This window comes from Coleofasciculus sp. E2-BRE-01 (genome assembly GCF_040221695.1).
Classification (GTDB): Bacteria; Cyanobacteriota; Cyanobacteriia; order Cyanobacteriales; family Coleofasciculaceae; genus Coleofasciculus.
This window is the reverse complement of record NZ_JAVKEA010000217.1, coordinates 190,740-215,023: the sequence shown is the minus strand read 5'-3', so window position 1 is coordinate 215,023 and position 24,284 is coordinate 190,740. Positions and strand designations below refer to the sequence as shown.

At 46.3% G+C, this 24,284-nt stretch carries 18 protein-coding genes; 13 read left to right on the top strand and 5 right to left on the bottom strand.

Annotated elements, in window-relative coordinates:
• The first annotated feature begins 179 nt into the window (after positions 1–179).
• The 3 genes from RIG66_RS30380 (at position 180) to RIG66_RS30370 (ending at position 2,607) form a co-directional block, all read left to right on the top strand.
• Positions 180–512: an HD domain-containing protein gene (locus RIG66_RS30380; protein ID WP_446383319.1), complete on the top strand. Its 333-nt coding sequence runs from the start codon at positions 180–182 to the stop codon at positions 510–512.
• A 6-nt stretch (positions 513–518) separates the two neighbouring features.
• A complete protein-coding gene (locus RIG66_RS30375) occupies positions 519–1,502 on the top strand; it encodes an ABC transporter ATP-binding protein (protein ID WP_446383317.1) in 984 nt (327 codons plus the stop codon).
• 316 nt (positions 1,503–1,818) lie between these two features.
• Positions 1,819–2,607 carry an ABC transporter permease gene (locus RIG66_RS30370; protein WP_446383315.1) on the top strand — a complete coding sequence of 263 codons (789 nt, stop codon included), beginning with the start codon at positions 1,819–1,821 and terminating at the stop codon, positions 2,605–2,607.
• Positions 2,608–3,008: 401 nt separating this feature from the next.
• Here the strand turns inward: RIG66_RS30370 and RIG66_RS30365 are convergent, their stop codons facing one another.
• Positions 3,009–3,314 carry a hypothetical protein gene (locus RIG66_RS30365; RefSeq protein ID WP_446383313.1) on the bottom strand — a complete coding sequence of 102 codons (306 nt, stop codon included), beginning with the start codon at positions 3,312–3,314 and terminating at the stop codon, positions 3,009–3,011.
• A 253-nt stretch (positions 3,315–3,567) separates the two neighbouring features.
• On the opposite strand from RIG66_RS30365, the gene RIG66_RS30360 reads away from it, so the two are divergent.
• The 10 genes from RIG66_RS30360 (at position 3,568) to RIG66_RS30315 (ending at position 17,075) form a co-directional block, all read left to right on the top strand.
• The gene (locus tag RIG66_RS30360) at positions 3,568–4,998 is read left to right on the top strand and encodes a hypothetical protein (RefSeq protein ID WP_446383311.1); all 1,431 of its coding nucleotides are present in this window, start codon (positions 3,568–3,570) and stop codon (positions 4,996–4,998) included.
• Between the two features lie 99 nt (positions 4,999–5,097).
• The gene (locus RIG66_RS30355; protein ID WP_446383309.1) at positions 5,098–5,784 is read left to right on the top strand and encodes a Uma2 family endonuclease; all 687 of its coding nucleotides are present in this window, start codon (positions 5,098–5,100) and stop codon (positions 5,782–5,784) included.
• A gap of 49 nt (positions 5,785–5,833) precedes the next feature.
• Positions 5,834–6,511, top strand: coding sequence for a deoxyribose-phosphate aldolase (gene deoC, locus RIG66_RS30350; protein WP_446383327.1), 678 nt, complete (start codon positions 5,834–5,836; stop codon positions 6,509–6,511).
• A gap of 169 nt (positions 6,512–6,680) precedes the next feature.
• Entirely contained in the window at positions 6,681–7,550 is an 870-nt protein-coding gene (gene recO, locus RIG66_RS30345; RefSeq protein ID WP_446383307.1) for a DNA repair protein RecO, read from the top strand.
• 395 nt (positions 7,551–7,945) lie between these two features.
• The gene (locus tag RIG66_RS30340) at positions 7,946–9,409 is read left to right on the top strand and encodes an MFS transporter (protein ID WP_446383305.1); all 1,464 of its coding nucleotides are present in this window, start codon (positions 7,946–7,948) and stop codon (positions 9,407–9,409) included.
• A 20-nt stretch (positions 9,410–9,429) separates the two neighbouring features.
• Entirely contained in the window at positions 9,430–10,593 is a 1,164-nt protein-coding gene (locus RIG66_RS30335; RefSeq protein ID WP_446383303.1) for a glycosyltransferase family 4 protein, read from the top strand.
• Positions 10,594–10,596: 3 nt separating this feature from the next.
• Complete coding sequence (locus tag RIG66_RS30330) at positions 10,597–10,734, top strand: hypothetical protein (protein ID WP_446383301.1); 138 nt, start codon at positions 10,597–10,599, stop codon at positions 10,732–10,734.
• 553 nt (positions 10,735–11,287) lie between these two features.
• Positions 11,288–12,736, top strand: a complete 1,449-nt coding sequence (locus RIG66_RS30325; protein ID WP_446383325.1) for an efflux RND transporter periplasmic adaptor subunit — start codon at positions 11,288–11,290, stop codon at positions 12,734–12,736.
• 299 nt (positions 12,737–13,035) lie between these two features.
• Complete coding sequence (locus tag RIG66_RS30320) at positions 13,036–13,914, top strand: Rpn family recombination-promoting nuclease/putative transposase (RefSeq protein WP_446383299.1); 879 nt, start codon at positions 13,036–13,038, stop codon at positions 13,912–13,914.
• A gap of 71 nt (positions 13,915–13,985) precedes the next feature.
• Positions 13,986–17,075: an efflux RND transporter permease subunit gene (locus RIG66_RS30315; protein WP_446383297.1), complete on the top strand. Its 3,090-nt coding sequence runs from the start codon at positions 13,986–13,988 to the stop codon at positions 17,073–17,075.
• Positions 17,076–17,150: 75 nt separating this feature from the next.
• Here RIG66_RS30315 and RIG66_RS30310 read toward each other — a convergent pair whose 3' ends face one another.
• From RIG66_RS30310 to RIG66_RS30295, 4 genes are all read right to left on the bottom strand, one after another.
• Complete coding sequence (locus tag RIG66_RS30310; RefSeq protein ID WP_446383295.1) at positions 17,151–18,341, bottom strand: glycoside hydrolase family 10 protein; 1,191 nt, start codon at positions 18,339–18,341, stop codon at positions 17,151–17,153.
• 284 nt (positions 18,342–18,625) lie between these two features.
• Positions 18,626–19,510 carry a pentapeptide repeat-containing protein gene (locus tag RIG66_RS30305; RefSeq protein ID WP_446383293.1) on the bottom strand — a complete coding sequence of 295 codons (885 nt, stop codon included), beginning with the start codon at positions 19,508–19,510 and terminating at the stop codon, positions 18,626–18,628.
• Positions 19,511–20,039: 529 nt separating this feature from the next.
• On the bottom strand, positions 20,040–21,188 hold the full coding sequence (gene recF / locus RIG66_RS30300; RefSeq protein ID WP_446383291.1) for a DNA replication/repair protein RecF: 1,149 nt from the start codon (positions 21,186–21,188) through the stop codon (positions 20,040–20,042).
• Positions 21,189–21,349: 161 nt separating this feature from the next.
• Positions 21,350–24,178: a cation-translocating P-type ATPase gene (locus RIG66_RS30295; protein ID WP_446383289.1), complete on the bottom strand. Its 2,829-nt coding sequence runs from the start codon at positions 24,176–24,178 to the stop codon at positions 21,350–21,352.
• Positions 24,179–24,284 lie beyond the last annotated feature (106 nt).

Below are 24,284 nucleotides of genomic sequence, written 5' to 3'. Positions count from 1 at the left end.
GGGAGCAGGGGAAGATGAGGGAGATGGGGGAGGTGAATGATCAATGATTAGAAAAGAGTTTTATGTGTAGGGGCGGGTTTCACTACTATCGTTTTTTGCCCACCCTAATGTAACTAAACCCGCCCTGTCTAAATGATGAATTCCTGAATAAATGACAAATGACGAATGACGAATGACACATGACAAATGACAAAATTTTTGGCATGTTACCCGAAGACCAAGGGCAATCGTTACGGGAAATCTGGGATGAATTTGAAGCCGTAGCCACGCCGACAGCCCGATTTGCCGTCGCTCTAGACCGTTTACAACCCCTGCTGCTAAATTACCAGAATCAGGGTGGAACCTGGCAGCTACATGGTATTACTGAAGGTCAAGTGATGCAACGTATGGAACCTGTGCAAGAGGGTACACCTCAGCTATGGGAATTGGTTGAGCAAATTGTGGCGGACTGTATTGAAGCGGGTTATTTACAAAATGCGCGATCGCTCTCCACCAAGAGTCAAGTAGACTAGAATATTATGTCTATTGTTGTGGCTCAAAATCTGAGCAAAGTCTACCCCGTAGCGGTCAAACAACCCGGTATTAAGGGGACTCTCACCCACTTTTTGCGCCGAAAGTACCGCTCTGTCGTTGCTGTACAAAATGTTTCCTTTGAAATTGGTACGGGGGAAGTGGTGGGATTTCTCGGTCCCAATGGTGCCGGTAAAACCACGACGTTGAAAATGCTCACCGGACTGGTTCACCCTTCCGGGGGTGAGGTTAAGGTGGCGGGTCATCAGCCATTTCAGCGGGAATCCAACTTTTTGCAGCAGATTACCCTAGTCATGGGTCAAAAGCAACAACTGCTTTGGGACTTACCCGCCTTGGATTCCCTGAGAATCAACGCCGCCGTTTATGGAATTTCTCACAACCAGTTTCAACGTCGTGTCGGGGAACTGGCAGAAATGTTATCTTTAGAAGCCAAACTCACGCAACCCGTGCGGAAACTCTCCCTCGGAGAACGCATGAAAGCTGAATTACTGGCGGCGCTTTTGCATCAACCCCAAGTCTTATTTTTAGATGAACCGACGTTGGGATTGGATGTTAATGCACAATTAGCGGTGCGGAATTTCTTACGCGAGTACAACCAGCGCACGGGAGCCACGGTTTTATTGACCAGTCACTACATGGCAGATATTACGGCGCTGTGTCAGCGAGTGCTGCTAATTTATGAAGGACAGATGATTTATGATGGCAGCTTGGAGGGACTCCTCAATCGCTTTGCTCCCTATCGGGAGGTGAAAGTAGAACTGGCTCAACCCTTGTCAAAAGAGGAGTTATCAGGTTATGCAGAAATAGAAGCGGTGGATGGGTTAGCAGTACGTTTCCTCGTACAGCGTGAAAAGCTGACAAGTACCGTGGCTCGGATTTTGGCGGATTTAGAGGTGATAGATTTAACGGTTAGTGACCCCCCCATCGAAGAAGTCATCGGTCGGGTTTTCCGAGCCGGAGTTGTTTCGTGATTTTTGGTCATTGGTCATTGGTCATTGGTCATTGGTCATTTGTCATTTGTCATTGGTCATTTGTCCAGAAATTAATCATTTGGACAGGGCGGGTGTAGGGTGCGTTAGCGTTCGCGCAGCGTTCCCGTTCGCGAAGCGTTCCCGTTCGCGAAGCGTTCCCGAGGGGTAGGGTAGGGTAGGGTAGGGTAGCGTAACGCACCATTTCAAACGATAGTAGTGAAACCCGCCCCTACATAGAAAACTTTTTTCTAGTCATTAATTATTTACCTTCCCCATCTCCCCCACCACAATACTGATTCAGCAGCGTCTAATTACTATGAAGCGATTAATTTATACCAGTAAGATATTTCTATCTGTGTACTATGCTCACATGTTGGAATACCGAGCAGAGCTTTTTTTTTGGATACTGTCTAACAGCTTGCCGCTGATTCTTATGGGAGTTTGGATGCAGGCATCTCAAGCCGGGGAGTTTGAACTAACTCCTGAAGAATTTATGCGTTACTTCCTATCCGTTTTTATCGTTCGCCAGTTTACTGTGGTGTGGATGATTTTTGATTTTGAACGAGAAGTGGTAGAGGGCAGACTATCTCCTAAACTCCTGCAACCCATTGATCCTGTATGGCATCATGTTGCAGGTCATCTATCTGAACGCTTTGTTCGCCTACCTTTATCGGTTATACTTTTAGGTTTGTTCTTTCTCCTCTATCCCCCAGCCTTTTGGTTGCCTGGTTTGGGTGATATACTATTGTTTATATTCATCACGACAATGGCATTTGCCCTACGATTTTTAATCCAATATACCTTTGCCTTATTTGCATTTTGGACAGAGCGAGCCAGTTCACTGGAACAATTTTGGTATTTATTCTATTTGTTTCTGTCAGGAATGATGGCACCGTTGGAAGTTTTTCCCCCTACAGTCCGAGCCGTTGCCGAGTGGACACCTTTCCCTTACTTGGCTCATTTTCCCGCCGCGTTGTTAGTGGGGCTACCTGTTAATATTGTCCAAGGAATTTTGGTTATGGTGGGTTGGGGATTGTTATTTTTTGGCGTCAATCGCTGGTTGTGGCGCAAGGGATTGAAGCAGTATTCGGGAATGGGAGCTTGAGATGGGTGGAGGTGCAGCTAACTTTTCACGCCATTTAGAAAAATCGATATCAAACCTAACCCCCCAGCCCCCTTCCCTGCGAGGGAAGGGGGAGGACAGCGGATGCTTCGCTTTTTTTGCACGGAAGGGGAGAATTCAAAGCCTCTTTCCTTGTAGGAGAGAGGTTTGGAGAGAGGTTTTCCAGATCCCGTGAAAAGTAAAGGAGATGCAGGGGGGCTGGGGAGATGAGGGCGGGTTGAGTAACATTAAGGTAACAATATAATAGCCAAATCCGCCCCTGCACATCGGTCAGGGCGGGTTTTGAACAAACGTTCTTATCCACAGCTAAAAGAAAGTTCCTAAACCCGCCCATACAAACCATTTTCCCTGAGCAAAGTTAAGGGCTAGCTAATCTCCAATCACTATTTTTGATCAAATTTGGCAACAGCATTTTGGAAGGACTGCTGTAAATCCAGCCAAGCGGCTTCTACACCAATTTTGATATCTTCCCAAGCATCTTGACTAGCCGCCTGGAGTTCTTCCAGTTTCTTTTGTACGGCAACCTGTCTGGTTTGCAGTTCCTCAAGATGGCTATTGTACTGAATCTGAGCATCAGCCTGGGCTTGGGCTGCCTTGGCTTTCATTTCATCAACCTGAGCATTTAGCTTGTTTAACTCAGCTTGCACTTTGTCTCGGTATATCTGTTGCTGGTCTGGTTCGGTAGCCATAAGAATACCTCGTTAACGTCAAAAACTTAACCTAAATATACCTCGAAAAGGCTGGATTAAACCATAAATTTTTAATTCCTCACTCATTATTGAGGGATTCGTCGGGTTCATGCATCTATCTATTGAATGATATAATCCAGTTCTGTCTTCTATCTAGGGAGATAACTAATTTACTGTAGCGTCTGATACGCTCAGTTGAAATAGGGGTGATGCACTTGCCCCGATTTGTTTGCAGTGATTATTCAACGGGGAAATGGCAGAACAAGCTCTAACGCAGGAAACCCATGCCGATTCCTACAAAAACCGGGGTCGGAACTGGTGGAATAAGCTCACCGCCTTAATTGCATGGGCGAATATCCTGCTGGCATTATTCAATCTCAGCTATATCCCATTGCGGGATGTTTATGTGCGAGAATTTCCTAAGATTGTGACAGTCTATGACCCGGTTAAAAGTATTGAGCCTCATCCGGATACCCAACGTTACCTCAATACCGTTGATGCTTTAACCGTACAAATCTCCCAACAGGGACTGCAAGCACCGCCAATTGAACCAGTCTTGCAAGAGTTGCGCCAACAAAGTAATGACCTGATTGAAGAGAACCCATTTTTGGCAGCCAACAAGTTTGGTACATTCGCTAAACTGAAGCGGCGAATGCGCGATCATCTGAATACGGAATCAGCCAAGCAAGCCTTTGCAAGATTTTGGCGACAGGAGTATCTAGCGCAAGTAGGCTGGGAAAACGCCCTCTCATTCTTTAACAGCGATATTCGACCGCTACTAAACAGTAACTATTTTCGACCCACCGATGAAAATGGTCAACTCGTTGATAACTTCTGGCGTATTGACCTTTATTTTATTGCCTTTTTTGGGATTGAGCTTTTATTCCGTACCTTCTTTATTTCTCGACGCCAAGAGAAGTTGACATGGGGAGATACCCTCTGGCGGCGCTGGTACGACATGCTGCTACTCCTTCCCACCTGGCGCTGGTTACGGATTATTCCGGTATCTGTGCGATCGCATCAATCAGGATTGTTCAATATGGAGCGAATTTTAGCACAAGTCACCCATGAACCAGCAGCGTATTTGGCAGATCGGGTATCGATGTTTTTGATGGTGCGACTGATTAATCAAACCAAAGAATCTGTTGACAAAGGAGATATGGCGCGTGCCATATTGCAACCTGAGACGTATGTCCAAGTTAGCGATATTAATAAAGTCGATGCCATCACCGATCGCCTCTTAGAACTCTCTATTTATAAAGTTTTACCGCAAGTTCAACCCGATTTACAGGCATTATTACATCATAGTCTCAAAGGAGCGCTGCAACAATCAGATTTTTACACCGGATTGCGACAAGTACCGGGAATGAAAGGGTTGCCCAAAGAGGTTATGGAAAACCTTTCCAATTATTTAGCTAAGACAACCTACGAAGTCCTGGCTACCTCTTATTCTGATTTACAAGGGCGACAACTGTTTGACCAACTGAGTCACAATTTTAAGTACGCCCTGCGGGAAGAATTACAGGATGAGGCAACACAGCTAGAACTTCAGTCGTTGCTGTCTGACTTGTTAGAAGAACTGAAGATAAATTATGTACAACGTTCAACCGATGAAGATCCCGAAGCCACTTTAGAAGAAGCCGATCAACTGCGTCAAGAGATGGAAAATCCCAAAATTCAGTAGTTTTTCACATTCTACAGGTCAAATTCTTCCCTACGCCCAAATGGGCGTAGATGCTAGTATTTAAAAGGATAATAAAGGCAGCGATCGCGAGTGGTAACTATGACATCGACAAAACTCTCTCCTCGATTAACAATTCCCCGCTTAGAAAACGGCGACAAACTCAACCGTTTTGAATTTGAGCATCGCTATTCGGCTATGCCTGATCTGAAAAAAGCCGAATTAATTGAAGGAATCGTTTATATGGCATCTCCCCTCAGGATTACGCAACATGGCGAACCCCATGCTCATATTATGCTGTGGCTAGGCTTCTACACAAGTTTCACTCCTAATCTGCAATTGGGCGACAATTGTACAGTTAGGCTGGATCTGGATAACGAACCTCAACCGGATGCTATTCTGAGAATTAAAGTCGGTGGACAATCAACAATTAGCGACGATGATTATATCGAAGGTGCGCCTGAGTTGATCGTAGAAATTGCGGCTAGTAGTGTTTCCATTGATTTGCACCAAAAACTCAATGTGTATCGCCGTAATGGAGTACAAGAGTATTTAGTGTGGCGAGTTGAAAACGGTGAATTGGATTGGTTTAGGTTAAGGGAAGGAGACTATACTAAACTTAAACCTAATCGCGAAGGGATTCTGTGTTCAACTGTTTTTTCAGGATTGTGGCTAGATAGAGCCGCGTTATTAGCTGGAGATTTAGCCAAGGTTTTAGACGTATTGCAGCAGGGATTAGCCAGTCAAGATCATCAAGATTTTGTTCAAGACTTGGCATCACTTCAGTAGGTGTTAGGTGTTAGGTTTTAGGTGTTAGGTTTTATAAAGTAGAAACGCGATCGCAATGGATTATCCTGATATCGATATTGCACCTCTCATTGATCATGCCCTCCTCTCGCCCACGGCGACACCCGAACAGGTGGAAAAATGGTGTCGTGAAGCTGATCGATTTCAGTTTGCCACAGTCTGTGTCTATCCAGTGTACGTCAAACTCGCGGCTGAACTCTTACACAACAAAACGCCCAAGGTTTGTACCGTAATTGGCTTTCCCAGTGGTGCTACCACAACTGCGGCTAAACTCTACGAAGCCCAAGAAGCAGTAGAAAATGGCGCGACGGAATTGGATGTCGTGCTTCATTTAGGGGCATTAAAAACCGGGAACACCGACGCTATCTATCGCGAAATTGCCCCAATCTGCGAGGAAACCGGGCAAACCGTCAAAGTTATCTTAGAAACAACGCTTTTAACTGACACTGAAAAACAACTCGCCGCCGAAATCTGCATTGATGCTGGGGCGCAATATCTCAAAACCAGTACAGGTTGGCATGGAGGTGCAACAGTGTCGGATGTCAAATTTTTGAAAGACTTAACAAAAGGACAAATCGGGATTAAAGCTTCAGGAGGTATCCGCACCATCGAACAAGCGTTAGATTTAGTCATAGCCGGAGCAACCCGATTAGGAACCTCTCGTGGACCAGAGTTGTTGCAACAGCGTGAGGAAAAAGGCGAGGAATGAGGTTTAAGTATGTAGGGGCGGGTTTGACCAATAATGTGGCGACTCAAACCATTAACGGAACTAAACCCGCCCCCACCAAATCCGAGAGTCTTGACATGAATGACAAATGACAAATGACAAATGACAAATGACGAATGACAAATGACAAATGACAAATGACGAATGACAAATGACTAAAACCTATAACGCCACGGGGATTAATCTAAAAAGTATGCCGCTAGGTGAAGCCGATCGCCTAGTCACGATTTTAACGCCAGAGTGGGGATTGATTCGGGTAGTGGCACCAGGTTCCCGCAAACAGAACTCGAAATTGGCGGGTAGAATGGGCTTGTTTGTGGTGAATCAGTTATTGATTTACAAAGGGCGATCGCTTGATAAAATTACTCAAGCTGAAACCTTGGAATCCTATCCAGGATTGGCGAAGGATTTAGGGAAACTAGCTGCAAGTCAGTACCTAGCGGAATTAGTCTTATGTCATGCTCTAAGTGAGCAACCCCAAGCCGAATTGTACGCTTTGTTTAATGAGCATCTGCGGCGATTGGAACAGTTACCCCCCTTAAGCAGCAGTCCCTCCGGAACATCTCTCCTTTTGGCACACCTTTGCCAGGGGATTTTTCACCTATTGGCGTTAGCTGGGATTGCGCCGCAAGTGCAACAGTGTTGTATCTCTCAGCACCCGATTCAGCCTGATTTTACGGATCAGAATTGGCAGGTTGGGTTTAGTGTGGAGGTGGGTGGAACCTATCGTTTAGCGGTAGAGGCGTCTCAACCTCAGAGGGTACTCCATCCCGTTGCTAGCCGTAGCCATGGTGTCGATCAATCCCCTCTGCCACGGTTGACCTGTAAACTGAATGCCATTGAATTAACAATAGTACAACAGCTCGCGGCGGCTGAGTTATCCCCGTCATGCCTAGATGCGATCGCGCCCCTCTGGGTAAAAGTGGAGCGCATGTTACGGGATTATGCCCAGTATCACTTTGGTCGTTCCATTCGTTCAGCTACGTTAGTAGACGCCTTGGCGATGTCTGCCGAATCATAGACTCGCCATACATCATAATTTACCGGACACCGCGTATCTTTAGACAAGGGCGAGTCGAGACAGGTTAATTCTCACACCGCCATATTTGTGCAGCGACTCGCCCCTACAACCGCAATAATCCCGAACATCCTGCAAATCATGGCAATCGATTCCCAATAAATAATTTGTGGTCTAATTAGCATCTGTCTACAAACGAACATAGACGGTTTTTACGGCGAAAGCAGTCCTCCACGAAGTCAAAAGCCCACACTCTACCTGATTAGAGATTAGCGCTGGGTAGTTCACATGCGATGATAGAGAAAGTGTAGTTTCATACAAAACCGATCAAAATACCTGGAGTGGACGATTCACCCATTGGGGTTAATCAGCCACAGCAGCCAACTGAAGAGTAAAGAATGCGATTATCTGAATCTGAATCCAAACGAGTTAACCAACATCCTGCCCAAAAAAAGTCATCGTCTGCGACTAAGCGCAATTATCGAGAACCTCACCAGCCGCCGCGTCAAGCAGAGAACGTCCCGGCGAAAACGGCTGAACCAACTGCTGAACCAGGCAAACAGGGGTTTGTACCCGTTCTGAAAAATGGTAATTTCTTAACCTTGTGGAGTGGTCAGGTTTTTTCTCAGCTTGCCGATAAAATCTATCTGGTGTTGATGATTGCCTTGATTGCTAGCCACTTTCAGCAGGCGGGAACCAGCATCAGTGGTTGGGTTTCAGCCTTGATGATTGCGTTTACGATTCCGGCTGTCCTGTTTGGTTCCTTGGCGGGGGTGTTCGTGGATCGCTGGTCAAAAAAGGCGGTACTTGTCTCGACGAATCTGCTGCGAGGTGTCTTGGTTTGGTCAGTTCCGGCGGTGTTATGGCTGACTCAGGATTGGAGTCCCATCTATAAGTTGCCCGTCGGCTTCTATGGCTTGTTGATTATCACATTCTTAGTTTCGACCTTAACCCAATTTTTTGCCCCGGCTGAACAAGCGGTTATTCCGTTGATTGTCAAGCGTCGTCATTTGCTCTCGGCGAATTCCCTTTATACCACGACGATGATGGCATCTTTGATTATTGGATTTGCCGTGGGTGATCCGTTATTAGCCTTGACCGATAAATTAGTAGCGCAGTTAGGGATTGACTGGCAATTTGGCAAGGAATTCGTCGTTGGCGGGGGGTATGCGATCGCGGGATTGTTGCTGCTAGTGCTGAAAACGGGTGAAAACACGGAACCGACTGAAGGTGAAACCCCCCACGTATTTGCCGATATCTGGGAGGGACTGCTTTACCTCAAACGGCAACGGCGCGTCCGCAATGCCATGATTCAATTAGTGATTTTATTCTCCATTTTCGCCGCCTTAGCCGTGTTAGCGGTACGACTTGCCGAAACCCTTCCAGGGATGAAAGCCTCCCAATTTGGCTTCTTACTGGCAATGGGCGGTATTGGAATGGCTGCGGGTGCGGCGATTCTGGGACATTGGGGTCAGCATTTTACCCACAATCGCTTGAGTCTCTATGGATCAATCGGCATGTCAGCGGCGCTAGTGGGGTTATCAGTATTTACTCATAGTCTCTGGATGGCGTTAGGAATGACTGCCCTGTTGGGGATGTGTGGGGCGATGGTAGGGATTCCCATGCAAACCACTATTCAAGCCGAAACCCCGGAAGAGATGCGAGGGAAGGTGTTTGGACTGCAAAATAATGGCGTAAATATTGCCCTGAGTCTGCCCTTAGCCTTAGCGGGTTTAGCCGAAACCTGGCTGGGTTTAGCTCCCGTCTTATTCAGTTTAGCCATAATTGCGATCGCGGGAGGGTGCTTAAACTGGTATATTTCCGGTACAGGATCAGCGATGTTAACCCACGCTGACAAATAGAGACTCACGATTCAACTTGAATGCATATCGCCTGGATCGGAAAAAAATCACCCTTTTGTGGCAATGTCACTTACGGTCGAGAAGTTACTAATGCTTTACTCGACCGGGGATACCAAGTTAGTTTTCTCCATTTTGCCCACGACGAAACCGTCGCAGATCCCCTGTGTTCGGGTTGTCAGGAGGTATCCCTCCCTTGCTTGTATAAATCCCAAGTTTATACGATTCCCTCTCCTAAAGCGAGTAAGGTTTTAAAACAGGCTCTACAGCAACTGCGCCCGGATTTAGTCCATGCGTCTCTCACTTTGTCTCCCTTAGATTTTCTGCTTCCAGAAATCTGTGAAGACCTGAATTTACCCCTCGTTGCCACATTTCATCCCCCCTTTGATGGCAAACGCCGCAATTTTAAATCGGGAACCCAACTGGTTGCCTATCAACTCTATGCCCCGTTTCTGGCACACTATGATCGGGTGATTATCTTTTCTCAACTGCAACGGGATTTGCTGGTGCGTTTGGGAGTTCCTCGCCATAAACTCGCCGTAATTCCCAATGGAGTTGATGTGCAGAAATATGCTCCTGGCACATCGAATTTGAAAGTCCGATTTGATGCCCAACGTCTATTTGTTTATCAAGGTCGCATTGCTACAGAAAAAAATGTAGAGGCGTTACTCAAGGCGTGGAAACAGTCGGAAATGGTTGATAGGTGCAAGCTTTTGATTGTTGGGAATGGATCTCTGGTTCCCACGTTAAGACCTTTTTATGATAGATCCGATGGGATTCTCTGGTTAGGATTTGTGGCAGATGAACAGCAGCGGATTGAGATTCTGCAAGCCGCCGATGTATTTATTTTGCCGTCGTTATTAGAAGGACTTTCCTTATCATTACTCGAAGCCATGGCTTGTGGTTTGGCTTGTGTCGCCACCGATGCGGGGGCGGATGGTGAGGTTTTAGAAGGTGGTGCGGGTATTATTCTGAATACCCATCGGGTCACGTCTCAATTGAATACCCTTTTGCCCTTGTTACGAGATCATACGGAATGGACAACGCTTCTGGGTCAAAAAGCTAGAGCTAGAGTTTTAGAACGCTATACCCTGAGTGGGAATATTAGTCAATTAGAAATTTTATATAAAGAGGTGTTGAAAGGGACTCAGGCTTACTTTACTCATCCTAGTCCCTCGTCCTTATGAGCAATGCCAATTCGGGGGAGTGGGAGGGCAGAGGAAGCAGAGGAAGCTGGGGGAGCTGGGGGAGCTGGGGGAGATGGGGAAGCTGGGGAAGATTGTGTAGGGGCGGGTTTCACTATTATCTTTTCGGTTACACCCAGATGAAACTAAACCCGCCCCGACGTTACAAAGGACAAAAGACCTAAATCGAATGTTACTGACTTAAGCTGGGTTCGTAGTAGGCACTTTAGTGCCAGAAGCGCTTAAGCGCTTACTACAAACTCTAAAGTCAGTGGCATTCGACCTAAATCACTCTGTTGGATGAGTCTAATGGGTGATGTTGAACTCGTTACTTCTGCCATATCTTAAAGAAAGGTTACATCTTCCCCAGCTTCCAGACGTGCCGTGGCACTGCATCGCCTCCTCATAACAAATCCACCTTTATACATTTATACCTTGAGTCTTGTTGCCTGTTGCCTGTTGCCTGTTGCCTGTTGCCTTGTCCTCACCATAAAGGGAGATAGATGGTTGACCCGGATATAGTATCAACCAACCGCTTGGTCAAGATTGCGCTACAATGTAAAGTAGTGTTAAGTAAAGTAACCAGATATTTATTAAATTAGTCTTTACAACACCAGTACCCTCGATCCGTCCAAGAGGAATAACCGTGACTCAGACAGCACCAAATCCCAAGAAAAGCCAGTTGAATCGTTCTTCTATCGCCAAGCCTGCCGAACTAAAACAGGATGTCGATGTTGTCTTCTATCTACCTGACGCTGAAGCCGACACTTATGAACAGGATGCAGGTTCCTCTCCCCAATCTGGAACCGAGAACGCAAAAAAAGGCTGGCTATCTGGTGGAAAAGGGCTGTTTTTGGGTATCGGCATTGGTGTCCTCTTAGCGTTAGGGGCGACGCGCTTAGTCTCGTCTCAACAGTCAGACGCCCCAATAGCAGAACCTCCCGTCGCCACATCATCTGCCCCGAGTCAAAGCGTAACTGTAGCCCAAGTTACATCCGAGAGTGTCAACCGCCGCTTAGACGCCACCGGAAGTGTCGCTGCTTTTGAAATGAGTCCCGTCTTGTCTCAGGCGACAGGCTTACAAATTCAACAGGTGTTGGTGGAAGAAGGACAGGTTGTCAAAGCTGGACAGTTATTAGCCCGTCTGGATGATTCGGTACTCCAGGCACAATTACGCCAAACCCAAGCATCTGTGGCTCAAGCCGAAGCCCGCCTCGCGGAACTTCGGGCGGGTTCCCGTAGTGAAGAAATTGCCCGTGCTAAAGAATCCGTCAGCAGCGCTGAATCTGCCGTTGCAGCCGCCGAGTCAGACTTAGAATTAGCTAGAACCCGGGTCGATCGCAATAAAATACTCCAAGCTGAAGGTGCTATTGCCCGCGATCGCTTAGATGAAGTCTACAATCAAGAACGCAGCTATCGTTCCCAACTCGAACAGGCACAAGCCCGGTTACGAGAAGCCAACCAGCAACTTGCTCAACTTCAGGCTGGACCCCGGCGGGAAGTGATTACCCAAGCCGAAGCCCAACTCGCCCAGGCACAGGCGCAGGTGCAATCGACGATGGCACAACTCAACAACACCCGCATCGTTGCCCCCGTGAGTGGTAAAATAGCTGAACGGAATGCCCGTGTGGGAGATGTCACCTCTGGTTCCCAAACCCTATTCAAAATCATCGAAAATGGACGTTTAGAACTGATTGTTAACGTCCCCGAAACCCAACTTCCCCAAATTAAACCGGGACAATCGGTAACGATTACCTCAGATGCGGATAGTAGCTTGCAACTGTCGGGTAACGTTCGGGAAATTGACCCGATGATTGATGAAGCATCCCGTCAGGCGCAGGTGAAGATCGATTTACCCGCCTCAGCATCATTAAAACCGGGTATGTTTTTACGGGCGTCAATTACCACCTCAGCCGCCCAAGGGTTAACAGTACCCGCCAAAGCTATTTTGCCTCAAAGTGATGGTAGTGCGATCGCCTATATTGTGCAACCCGATAATACGGTTAAAGCCCAGTCTGTAGAGGTGGGTGAACTTCTAGGTGATAATCGGGTGGAAATTAAAAGTGGGTTGTCTCCTAGCGATCGCGTTGTGGTTAAAGGTGCAGCTTATCTCAAAGATGGCGATAACGTGAATGTTGTCAACTGATTGGGTAAACAGTCCCAAACAAGTACGGGAGAACATTCTCATCCCGTAACCATCCCGTCACTCTATTTTTATGATCGTATCGTACTGGCGTGACCCACCTAAAATGGTGAAATAGATTTGGTTCGTAGTGAGGGCTTTAGCCCTCTCCAGCTAGGCGTTAAAGCACGCTTTGTGCTTACTACAAACAAAGTCCTATTTTAACCCGGTCACGCCAGTACTAAACTTTAGACTCAATCCAAAGCGGAGTTTGGGTTATACTCAACGTAGGAGGACTAAGCTGTTTTTCCTGGACACTGATCATGAGATTTATTAGTCCCAAAACTGACTTTGCGTTTAAGAAAATTTTTGGCTCAACACGCAGTCAAAAAATCCTCATCAGCTTTCTTAACGCTATCGTTTATGAAGGCAAAAATACTATAAAATCATTAGAAATAATCGATCCCTATAATCCGGGGAGTACCAGCACGCTTAAAGATACTTATCTCGATGTGAGGGCAGTTTTAGATAATGGCTCTACAGTAATTATTGAAATGCAAGTCTTAAACGTTGAAGCATTCGAGAAACGAGTGATTTACAATATTGCCAAGGCTTATGCAAACCAATTAGATATGGGAGAAACTAATACAACCTTACGACCATTTATTGCTTTGAGTATTGCTGATTTTTTGCTGTTTAAAAATAGCTCACAAATGATTAATCGGTTTCGACTCAAGGAAGAAAAACAGCTATTTAACTATCGAGACGAGTTAACATTGATTTTTATAGAGTTGCCAAAATTCAATAAAGAACTATCAGAATTAGAAACCCTTAGTGATAAATGGATTTATTTTCTCAAAGCTGCCCCCAGTTTGGAGAGGGTTCCCGAATCCCTAGGGGAAGTACCGGAAATAGAAGAAGCGTTAACTATTGCCAGTCGTGCTAATTTAAGTAATCAAGAATTAGAGGAGTTGCACAAGCAGGAAGTATTTATCGGAGATAGGAAGGGTGAGATTGCTCTTGCAAAAATTGAGCAGAATTTAAAATTTTTTTCCCTGGTCATCGAACAGAAATTTGGAGCAGTTAATCTAGAAGTAATGACTACTATAGAGAAATTGTCGTTGTCAGAATTAGACTGTTTGGTTGAGACGATTTTGACATTTAAAGCCATGGAAGACTTGGAACGTTGGTTAGATAATTAATTTCAATTACAACAATTACACTCACCTTAAACTTGATGGCGCTAAAGCGCAACTACATACAAACGAAGTTTATGTCTTTTAACCTATCCGCTTGGTCAATTAAAAAACCTGTTCCGACGATTGTCTTATTCCTAATTTTGGGCATCTTTGGTTTGGTGTCCTTTTTTCGCTTAGGAATTGACAGTAATCCGAATATCGATATTCCCGCCGTGATGGTAACAGTTACCCAACCCGGTGCGGGACCAACAGAACTAGAAACCCAAGTCACCAAGAAAATAGAAGATTCCGTGGCGGGGTTGGGAAATATTGATGAACTCACCTCCACGGTGACGGAAGGGAGTTCCACCACTACTGTTAGTTTTGTCCTCGGAACGGATAGCGATCGCGCCACGAATGATGTGCGGAATGCGGTTGCCCAAATTCGTCAGGATTTACCCCAGGATGTGAATGAACCGATTGTTAAACGCTTGGAGTTTGCGGGCGGTTCGATTATGACGTATGCGGTGGCGTCTGAGACGCGATCGGTTGAACAATTAAGCGATTTAGTCGATCGCACAATTAGCCGCGCCCTGCTGAATGTACCGGGTGTGGCGCAAATTGACCGTTTGGGGGGTGTGGATCGGGAGATTCGGGTTGATCTTGATCCGAGTCGTTTGCAAGCTTATGGGATTACCGCCACCCAAGTGAATGATCAAATTCGGAATTTGAATATTGACTTACCCGGAGGGCGGGGAAATGTCGGCGGAAGTGAGCAAAATATTCGGACTTTGGGAAGTGCAGAAACGGTTGAGGAATTACGAAGTTATCGGATTGTTCTGCCCAATGGTGCGACGGTTCCCTTGTCCAGTTTAGGGGAAGTAGAGGATAGTTTTGCTGAACAGCGACAGGCGGCGTCTTTGAATGGGGAATCCGTGGTTGCTTTTTCGGTGCGGCGGAGTACGGGTAGCACCTTAGTCACGGTGGAAGAAGGGGTGCGCGAAGCTGTTTCAGAATTGGAAAAAACCCTCCCCGATGATGTGACTCTGGCACTCATTTTTACCCGTGCCGATGCAATTCGGGATTCCTATCAAGCCACAATTGATGCCTTAATTTTAGCCTGTATTTTAACAGTGATTGCCGTCGGTTTGTTTTTGCGGGATTGGCGAGTCACACTGATTACGGCTACAGCGTTACCCCTATCGATTATTCCTACATTTGGGGTGATGAAACTCTTGGGGTATACCCTCAACGGGATGACATTATTGGCGTTAGCTTTAGCCGTGGGTAACTTAGTCGATGATGCGATTTGTATGATTGAAAACATCGACCAGCACTTAGATATGGGGAAAAAGCCCTTTAACGCCGCATTGGATGCTTCACGGGAAATTGGGTTAGCGGTGGTGGCGACAACGGCAACAATTGTGGCGGTGTTTCTTCCGGTGGCATTTATGGGGGGTGTACCGGGTCAGTTTTTCCAACCGTTTGGCGTCACTGTTGCTGTTTCCACGATGTTTTCTACATTGGTGGCTTGTACAATGACACCGATGTTGAGTGCTTATTTGCTGAAATCAAAAGGGAATAGGCAACAGGCAACCCTTCAACTTCGTTCAGGGCAGGCAGGCAACAGGCAACAGGGGCAAAAACGAATTCACCCTTACCGCAATCTACTCACTTGGGCATTACGTCATCGGATTACAACTTTATTAATTGCGGTTGCTTTCTTTATCGGTAGTTTACAACTGGTGCCGTTAATTCCCAAGGGGTTATTTGATAGCGGGGATACGGGGTTGAGTACAGTTATGGTTGAACTTCCTCCTGGATCAACCTTGAGTGAAACTGAAGCGATTATGCAACAACTCAACCAATCGTTGCAAGAAAATCCGGCGGTTGAAAAAGTTTTTACTACGGCGGATAAGATCAATTCGGGTACAGTCTACGCCAACCTGCTATCCAAGGATGAACGAGAGATTTCCCAGCAGGAATTTGAACAACAAATGCGCCAGGTGTTTCAAACCATTCCGGGGGCGCGGATTAGTTTCCAAAGTCAAGGTGCAGGGGGAGGAGGTAAGGATTTATCGATTGTTCTCAAGAGTGAAAATGCCCCAGCGCTGACGCAAACAGCGGAAACCTTGGAGAAGCAAATGCGCGATATTCCGGGATTGGTGGAAGTGACATCCAGTACCAGTTTAGTTAAGCCGGAAATTGTGATTCAGCCTGATCCAGAACGGGCAGCGGATTTGGGCGTTTCTGTAGGCGCGATCGCACGCACGGCATCGTTAGCGTTAATTGGCGATAATGAGTCGAATCTGGCGAAGTTTGATTTAGCGGATCGGCAGATTCCAATTCGGGTACAACTTGATCCAGAAACTCGCGCCGATATTAGTACGCTGAAAAATTTACAGGTTCCCAGTCAAACCGGGAATTTGGTTCCGATTAGTGCGGTGGCGGATATCCGTTTAGGAAGTGGTCCAGCGCAAATTGACCGTTTTGATCGCAATCGTCAGGTATCGGTGGAGGCGAATTTAGAAGGAATTTCTCTGGGGGATGCGTTAGAAACGGTTAAAGCATTGCCCGCAATGAATCCCCTCCCACCCGAGGTATCCGAGGAACCGGCTGGGGATGCCAAGATTATGCAGGATATTTTTACCCGGTTTGCTACCGCATTAGGGGCGGCGATTCTCTCGATTTATGCGATTCTGGTGTTGCTGTATAGCAATTTCTTGTATCCGTTTGGGATTTTAGTTGCCCTACCGTTATCCATTGGTGGGGCGTTACTGGGGTTGTTAGTCACGCAGAAAGAGTTAGGCTTGTTTGCCCTAATTGGTATTGTTTTGCTGATGGGATTGGTGACTAAAAATGCGATTTTATTAGTAGACTTTGCTTTAGCTGGGATAAAAGAAGGAAAACCCCAGTTTAAGGCAGTTGTTGAGGCGGGGGTGTCTCGGTTACGCCCAATTCTAATGACATCGGTGTCTACAATTGCGGGAATGATGCCCATTGCCTTAGAATTAGGGGCGGATGGTGAGGTACGCAGTCCGATGGCGATCGCGGTAATTGGTGGGTTTACGACTTCAACTTTGTTAACGTTGGTGGTGGTTCCCGTGTTATTTACTTATGTGGATAACTTATATCGCTGGATTCGGGGATTATTTGGGGGAAAGAAAAAGCAGGTTCAGTTATAACTAGGGGCTGCTGAATAAGTGTTGTGGTGGGAATAGGGAATAGGGAATAGGCAATGGTTTTGAGTCCCTGTTGAGTCAGGATTCTTCTGCGATCGCGGGATAGGGAAATAATTCGCGAAATCCCTGCCTTCGCTGTTGCGGAGACTCCGGAGTCAAATAACTCCACAGGGTTTCCCAATAAAAAAAGGATACACCATCAAAGGCGCGATCGCGAACCGCGTCAACTTGGGCTTGAATTTGTTCAAAGGGAATTGGATCACCTAAGGTTCCTGTTAAAATCCCCACACTTACCGGAATTGTTCGCCGCGCCATGCGTACTGCGGGTTGATTAAGTTCCGCCGTAAAACGACTCAACTCATCCCGATAAACCTGTAACACTAATTCATCCACCCAACCCCGTTGTACCCAGGTTTGCCAGTCTTGGAGATAATGTTGATAAGCAAAGGCTTGGGGATTGGGTGAAAGCGAGATGATACAATCCGGTTTAATTGATTTAACCGTCTGGACAATCTCTCCCATAAACTCGCTAATCTTATTCGCCCGCCAGCGCATCCATTCACTATTTAATGGTGAATTTGGGGGAGGATTCCCATAATGTTCTTGCTGATAACGCTCAATGGTATAGGGATCATAACCCAATTCCACAGGCATCCCAAAGTGATCATCCAACTGAATCCCATCCACATCATATTGGCTGATTACTTCCTTAATTAGATCCAGGATAAGCTGTTGTACCTCTGGATGTAACGGATTCAGCCATAAGAGTTGGGGATTCTCCGGATCAGATTTTTGAGTTAAACTCTGAGTTATCCAGGTGGGATGACGCCGCGCTAATTCAGAATAAATCGGTGTCATAAATCCATACTCAAACCAAGGAATTATCCGTAACCCTTGGCGATGTCCCTGCTGTACAATTTCTTCTAAAACATCTCCATTGAGGCGCATAATTGCTAGCAAAGGTTCTTGTGTCGCCACCGCACTCGGATAAAACGTATGTCCCCGATTCCAAACCACCGGATAAACCGTGTTAAAGTTCAGTTTAGACAATTGCGCGATCGCTCGGTTAATTCCCCACGGCGAAAATAATACACCACTGGCGACATTTGTCAACCAAACCCCTCTAATTTCTGTTATTTTTGTTGGCGTTTGGGAACGCGCCAAAGATGGGGAAAATACAATCGATTTAGCAACCAGTAGGACAATACTGAATACCAGCCCTAATGCTAGAAAAACCCTGAATCTACGTTGACGTTTGTCATTCGTCATTTGTCATTTGTCATTTGTCATTTGATGGGCTTTTGTGTTTCTCTAATATTTTCCCTACACCCTACACCCTACACCCTACACCCTACACCCTACACCCTACACCCTACACCCTACACCCTACACCCTACACCCCACACCCCACACCCCATACCCCACACCCCACACCCCACACCCCACACCCCACACCCCATACCCTGGGGTCAAATCAAAGTATTGCTTTCTTTTTGAAGCTCAAGTTGACATCAATGAAGGCTTGCGCCCGATTCTATAGGCATCAATTTTCGTTAAACAGCCGTTGAGTAAACAAATTGGTTATTAGCTTGAAATCCAACGCCTTGGTTACTAGCTGGAAATCCTCCCCCTTTACTCCCCTGCATCTCGTTAATATCTAAACCATAGAGTTTTGCACCTTCCAAATTGGCATCCAGTAACTCAGCTTTTCTGAGAATTGCCCAGGTTAAATTCGCATTCTCCAGATTCGCATTCTCCAGATTAGCGCCCGTCAAATCTGCGCCTTGGAGATTCGCCCAATCCAATTTAGCGGATTCTAAATTCGCGGCAATTAAATTTGCCCCTTCTAAATTCGCCCGACTTAATCTCGCGCCACTGAAATTAACCCCTTCTAAATCAGCGCCCGCTAAATCTAAATCTTTTAACCAGGCGTAGCTGAGATTGACAAAACTCAGTGCTGACCCATAAACCCTAGCACCAATCAACCGTGCTTCCGATAAATTCGCCCATTTAAAATTCACGCCCGTTAAATTTGCATCTCGCAAATTCGCCCGTTCTAACTGTGCTCCGCAAAGATTTGCACCCCATAAGTTAGCCCGTCGGAGGTTTGTACCATTCAATATTGCCCCACTGAGTTTAGCACCGGTGAGCTTTGATTTGACCATAAAAGCACCATTGATATTGGCTTTAGTCAAATCAGCGTCAACAAGTTTGGCATCGCTCATTTTAACGTAATTAAGATTCGTCCAATTCATCTGAGCGCCACTCAAATCTGATTTGAGTAAAAATGCTCTGGTCAAATCAGCACCTCTGAGATTCGCCCCTGTTAGGTTAACTCCGATTAACATAACTCCCCTGAGGTTAGCCCCACTGAGGTCAATCCCGGTGAATTCTCGATTTCCTTGTTCGTACAGTTTGAGAAGTTGTCTAACGTTCATAGCTACAACGTCCACTAAGTATTTATGACTTGGGCAAAGTTGAATGATTGATAATTTTAATGAAATTCTCTTTCTACTTTAATCCTGATAGTTAATGAATAAACCTTCTTTGAAAAAATTTACGTTTATGCCGAAAGTCCTTAAAGTGTAGTATAATCCATCCTTTATCTCTGAGCCTATTCCTAGAAACCGGGTTTCTCGTCAGGATAACAACGCAATATCAACCTTTCACCCAAAGAAACCCGGTTTCTTGACCGATGTCCTAGGACATCGCCAAAATGTTCCTGTCTGACTTTACTAATAAAGATTATACTGCTATACGATTGCCATTTCGCCAAAATCGCCGCCTTCTTTATCAAGCTTAAAGAAATTGTTTAGTAATATTAATTTCAACCCTGTCCGCCTAATAATTCAGATTACACTGCCATACTTGTCATACACCCTATACCAGTTAAATTTGCAAGTAATGGGCTGATATAGTGATGATTAGAAAAAACTAAATAATTGTATGACAAATGACGACTGATTTTTAAGCCAGGGTGTGAATTTGACCCGCTTGAACAGAAAGAATTTGGGAGGAGTTCAACCACTGAGAATCAAATGCGCCTAAGTGAGTGGTTGTAATCAGGGTTTGAAACCGATCTTGAATCGCATCCAAAAGCTGATTTTGGCGGTTAGGATCAAGTTCTGCCAAAACATCATCTAGTAATAACAGGGGCGGTTCACCCACAACTTCTTCTATTAGTTTTAACTCTGCCAATTTTAGTGCCAAAACCAACGTCCGTTGTTGTCCTTGAGAACCATAGGAACGGGCAGGGGTTTGGTTAATTGTAAATTCCACATCATCTCGGTGTGGACCAACCAGAGTTATTCCCTGACGCTGTTCAGGAAAACGACGATGGTGGAGTTTATCTAAAAATGCCTGTTGAACACCTTCTGGGTCATCCTTCTCTAGGTTGACATTTGGCGCGTAGGTCACTTCAAGTAACTCTGTTTTACCACTAATACTACTATGCCAAGATTGAGCAAGTGGCGCTAATCGTTGCAACACTCTAGCACGACGCCGAGTCACACGCGACCCAGCCGTTGCCAGTTGTGCATCCCAAAGCGCCAGTTCTGCCTGGGGCTGCTTTGATATTACCCCCTCTGGTGTCCTCTCTTCTTCCTGCTTCCGGATGGTTTTGAGCAAGGCATTACGCTGGCGCAGGACTTGATTATATTGCTGCAAAATATAAGCATAAATCGGTTCAAGTTGGGTGAGAATAGAATCCAACCAATTCCGGCGTCGTTCCGGACTTCCACGAACTAAATCCAAATCCAGACTGGAAAACTGTACCGCATTCAAAATCCCCAAAAAATCAAGCTGGCGACGTAAGGATTCACGATTTAAAGCAACAGTGCGACGTCCCTGACTGCGAAGGGTTAAACCTAGTTCAATAGAACCATACGCCCGTTCCAGGATAGCCTGAATCTGACCCATCGAGGCATCCTCCAACACCATTTCGCGATCGCGCCCTGACCGATGACTTTTCAGCGTCGAGAGTAATTCTACCGCTTCTAGCAGATTAGACTTCCCCTGAGCATTATTTCCCACCAAAATCGTTTTCGGTGCCTCAAAATTAACCAAGCAATCCCGATAATTCCGAAACTGGCGCAACTTTAAGCATTTTAAGTACATTGGTCATTTGTCTTATGTCATTTGTCTTATGTCATTTGTCAGAGTTTGAGGACTATTTACGGCACGTAAGACTTTGGGATTTATTTTCACAAACTAACTAAGTGTTAAATCACCTGATAAATCCCCCATCTACCGATTCATGCCTAATGACAAATGAAAAATTATCGATTTTTGTACCAACGAATAAACAGTTTCTCCAACTCAACCCAAATAAACAATGACGTACTAAACCCTATGCAAATAAGCAGTTCAGTAAGCGTGAGCGGTTCTGTACCAAAGAAATTTTGTAAAAATGGCACATAAACCAATGCCAATTGCAAAATCGTCGTGACGCTTACTGCCCAAATTAAATAGGGATTCGAGAACAGATTTATCTCAACCGTTAAACGAGTATTGGAACGAACCGCGATCGCATGTCCCATCTGAGCCAAACATAACGTGGTAAAGACCATCGTCTTCCAGTGGAGTGGATAATAGTCATAAGCCAGCGCCATTAAAATAATCGTGACAATGGCGAAAATAATCCCAATCCGCACCATATAGGCACCCAGCCCCCGGGCAAAAATACTCTCACGGGGACTAAAGGGAGGACGCTTCATCACATCCGGTTCAGCCGGTTCTACCGCCAACGCTAAAGCAGGTAAACCATCAGTCACTAAGTTCATCCAGAGAATTTGTAACGGGGACAGGGGAACATCTTGGAGTCCCATAATCGGTGCTGCGGCAATCGTTAACACCTCACCAATGTTACTGCCCAAGATATAACGAATAAAGCGACGGATATTATCATAAACCGTGCGACCTTCTTCAGTCGCCGCAACAATCGTGGCAAAGTTATCATCCAGCAGTACCATATCACTGGCTTCTTTACTCACATCTGTCCCCGTAATCCCCATAGCAATCCCGATATCCGCTTGCTTTAGGGCGGGAGCATCATTTACCCCATCCCCCGTCATCGCCACGAATTCACCTTGACGCTGAAGCCCTTGTACAATCCGCAGCTTATGTTCAGGAGAAACACGAGCATAAACGCTCACCTCTTCCACCTGTTTATCCAGATCCCCTGGGGAAAGCTTTTGCAACTCCTGACCCGTGAGAACCCGATCATGTTGATCCGCAATACCCAAAGCATGAGCGATCGCTCTGGCGGTAAGCTGATGATCTCCGGTAATCATCACCGGGCGGATACCCGCATTCCGACAACGGCGCACGGCATCCATAACTTCTGGACGAGGGGCGTCTAACATCCCCACCAGTCCCAACCAAACTAATTCTTGCTCAGTGGTTTCACTAGCATCTACCCCGTCATCAGGTGCAGCATCTAGAGGCTTATAGGCAAACCCCAAGACCCGCAATCCCGCCCCAGCCATTTGATTATTGTGCCGCAAAATATCCGTCCGTTGCTCATCGGTCAATACCTCGGTGCGATCGCCCGCCTGTAAAGAATAGCAACGCTCTAAGACTAACTCAGGGGAACCCTTGGTAAACATCAGGTAGGTTCCTTGTCCATCATTCGTTCCCACTGAGCCATTTGACCCTTGACAGATTACACTCATGCGCTTTCGCTCTGAGGAAAAGGGAATTTCACCGACCCGAGGAAACTGACGCCGCAACGGTTCTTTATCAACACCCCCCTTCCCGGCTAGGGTAATTAATGCCCCTTCAGTGGGATCTCCTAAAATCAGCCAATCATCCTGTTCATACTGCAAAATAGCATCATTACAGAGGGCGCACCCTTGAAGTAAGACCTGTAATTCGGGATATTCTGGGGCAGAAACCGCTGCCTCAGCGATGAGAAACTCCCCGTTAGGCGCATACCCTTCTCCCGTAACTTGGAACGTGTGCTGGGGCGTGATTACCCATTGCACGACCATCTTATTTTGAGTCAGGGTACCCGTTTTATCCGAACAGATCGTCGTCACACTCCCTAAGGTTTCCACGGCTGGAAGTTTACGGATCAGCGCATGGCGACGCACCATGCGTTGAGTTCCCAGTGCCAAGGTAACGGTAATTACAGCAGGTAAGCCTTCTGGCACCACCGCTACCGCCATACTCAGGGACACTTCCACCAGTTGTTGCAGAACACCTAAATCCCCGCCACTTTGAATTAAGCCACCAACAACAACCAGCACCACCAAGATCAGAGAACCACTGACCAAGACATTTCCCAATTGGGTCATCCGCTGTTGCAAGGGCGTCGGTTCACTTTCCACCCCTTGCAGCATTTCCGCAATCCGTCCCAGTTCCGTCTTCATCCCTGTGGCTGCAACTAGGACGGTGCCTCGACCTTGAACGACTTCGGTACCTTGAAAGACTAAATTAATGCGATCGCCTAAAGGGGTATCCTCCGCTAAAGTGAGGGCAGCTTCCTTATTAACCGCGTTCGCTTCTCCAGTTAAAGCAGATTCCCGGATCTGGAGGTTTGATTCCTCAATTAACCGTCCATCAGCCGCAATTTGCACACCCGCTTCCAGGAGCATAATGTCTCCAGGGACAAGCTGTTTGCTATCCACCTCCATCGGTCTACCCTCGCGGAGGACACGGACTTTGGGAGAGGCGAGATTTTTCAGGGCGGCGAGGGCTTTTTCAGCCCGACTTTCTTGGAGATAGCCCAAGACACCATTAAGAATAACGATTAATAGAATCGCGATTGTATCCTTGAATGGAACTTGACCCGCCTCTAATCCTCCTTGTCGCCAATCGATCAGATCAATGACTCCGGAGATGATTGCCACCACAATCAGCATAATCAGCATGATGTTGGTGAACTGATCCAGAAGAATCACCCAAGAACTGCGACCCGCAGTTTCCTCGAGTTCATTTAATCCGTAGTATTGCGATCGCTCTTGGACTTGTTCAGAGTTCAAACCCGTCTGGGGATTGCTATCCAGTTGGGTAAGGGACTCGTCTATGGATTGGGTATGCCATGCATTTAACGGATCAGGCAACGAATGGGAATGATGAGATGAAGTCACGGGGCAGGTTTGCATAAACACGATACCCAATCAATCATAGTCTTTTCAGAGAACAACTGTAATTGGTCATTGGTCATTGGTCATTGGTCATTCGTCATTCGTCAGGGAACAGTGAACAGGA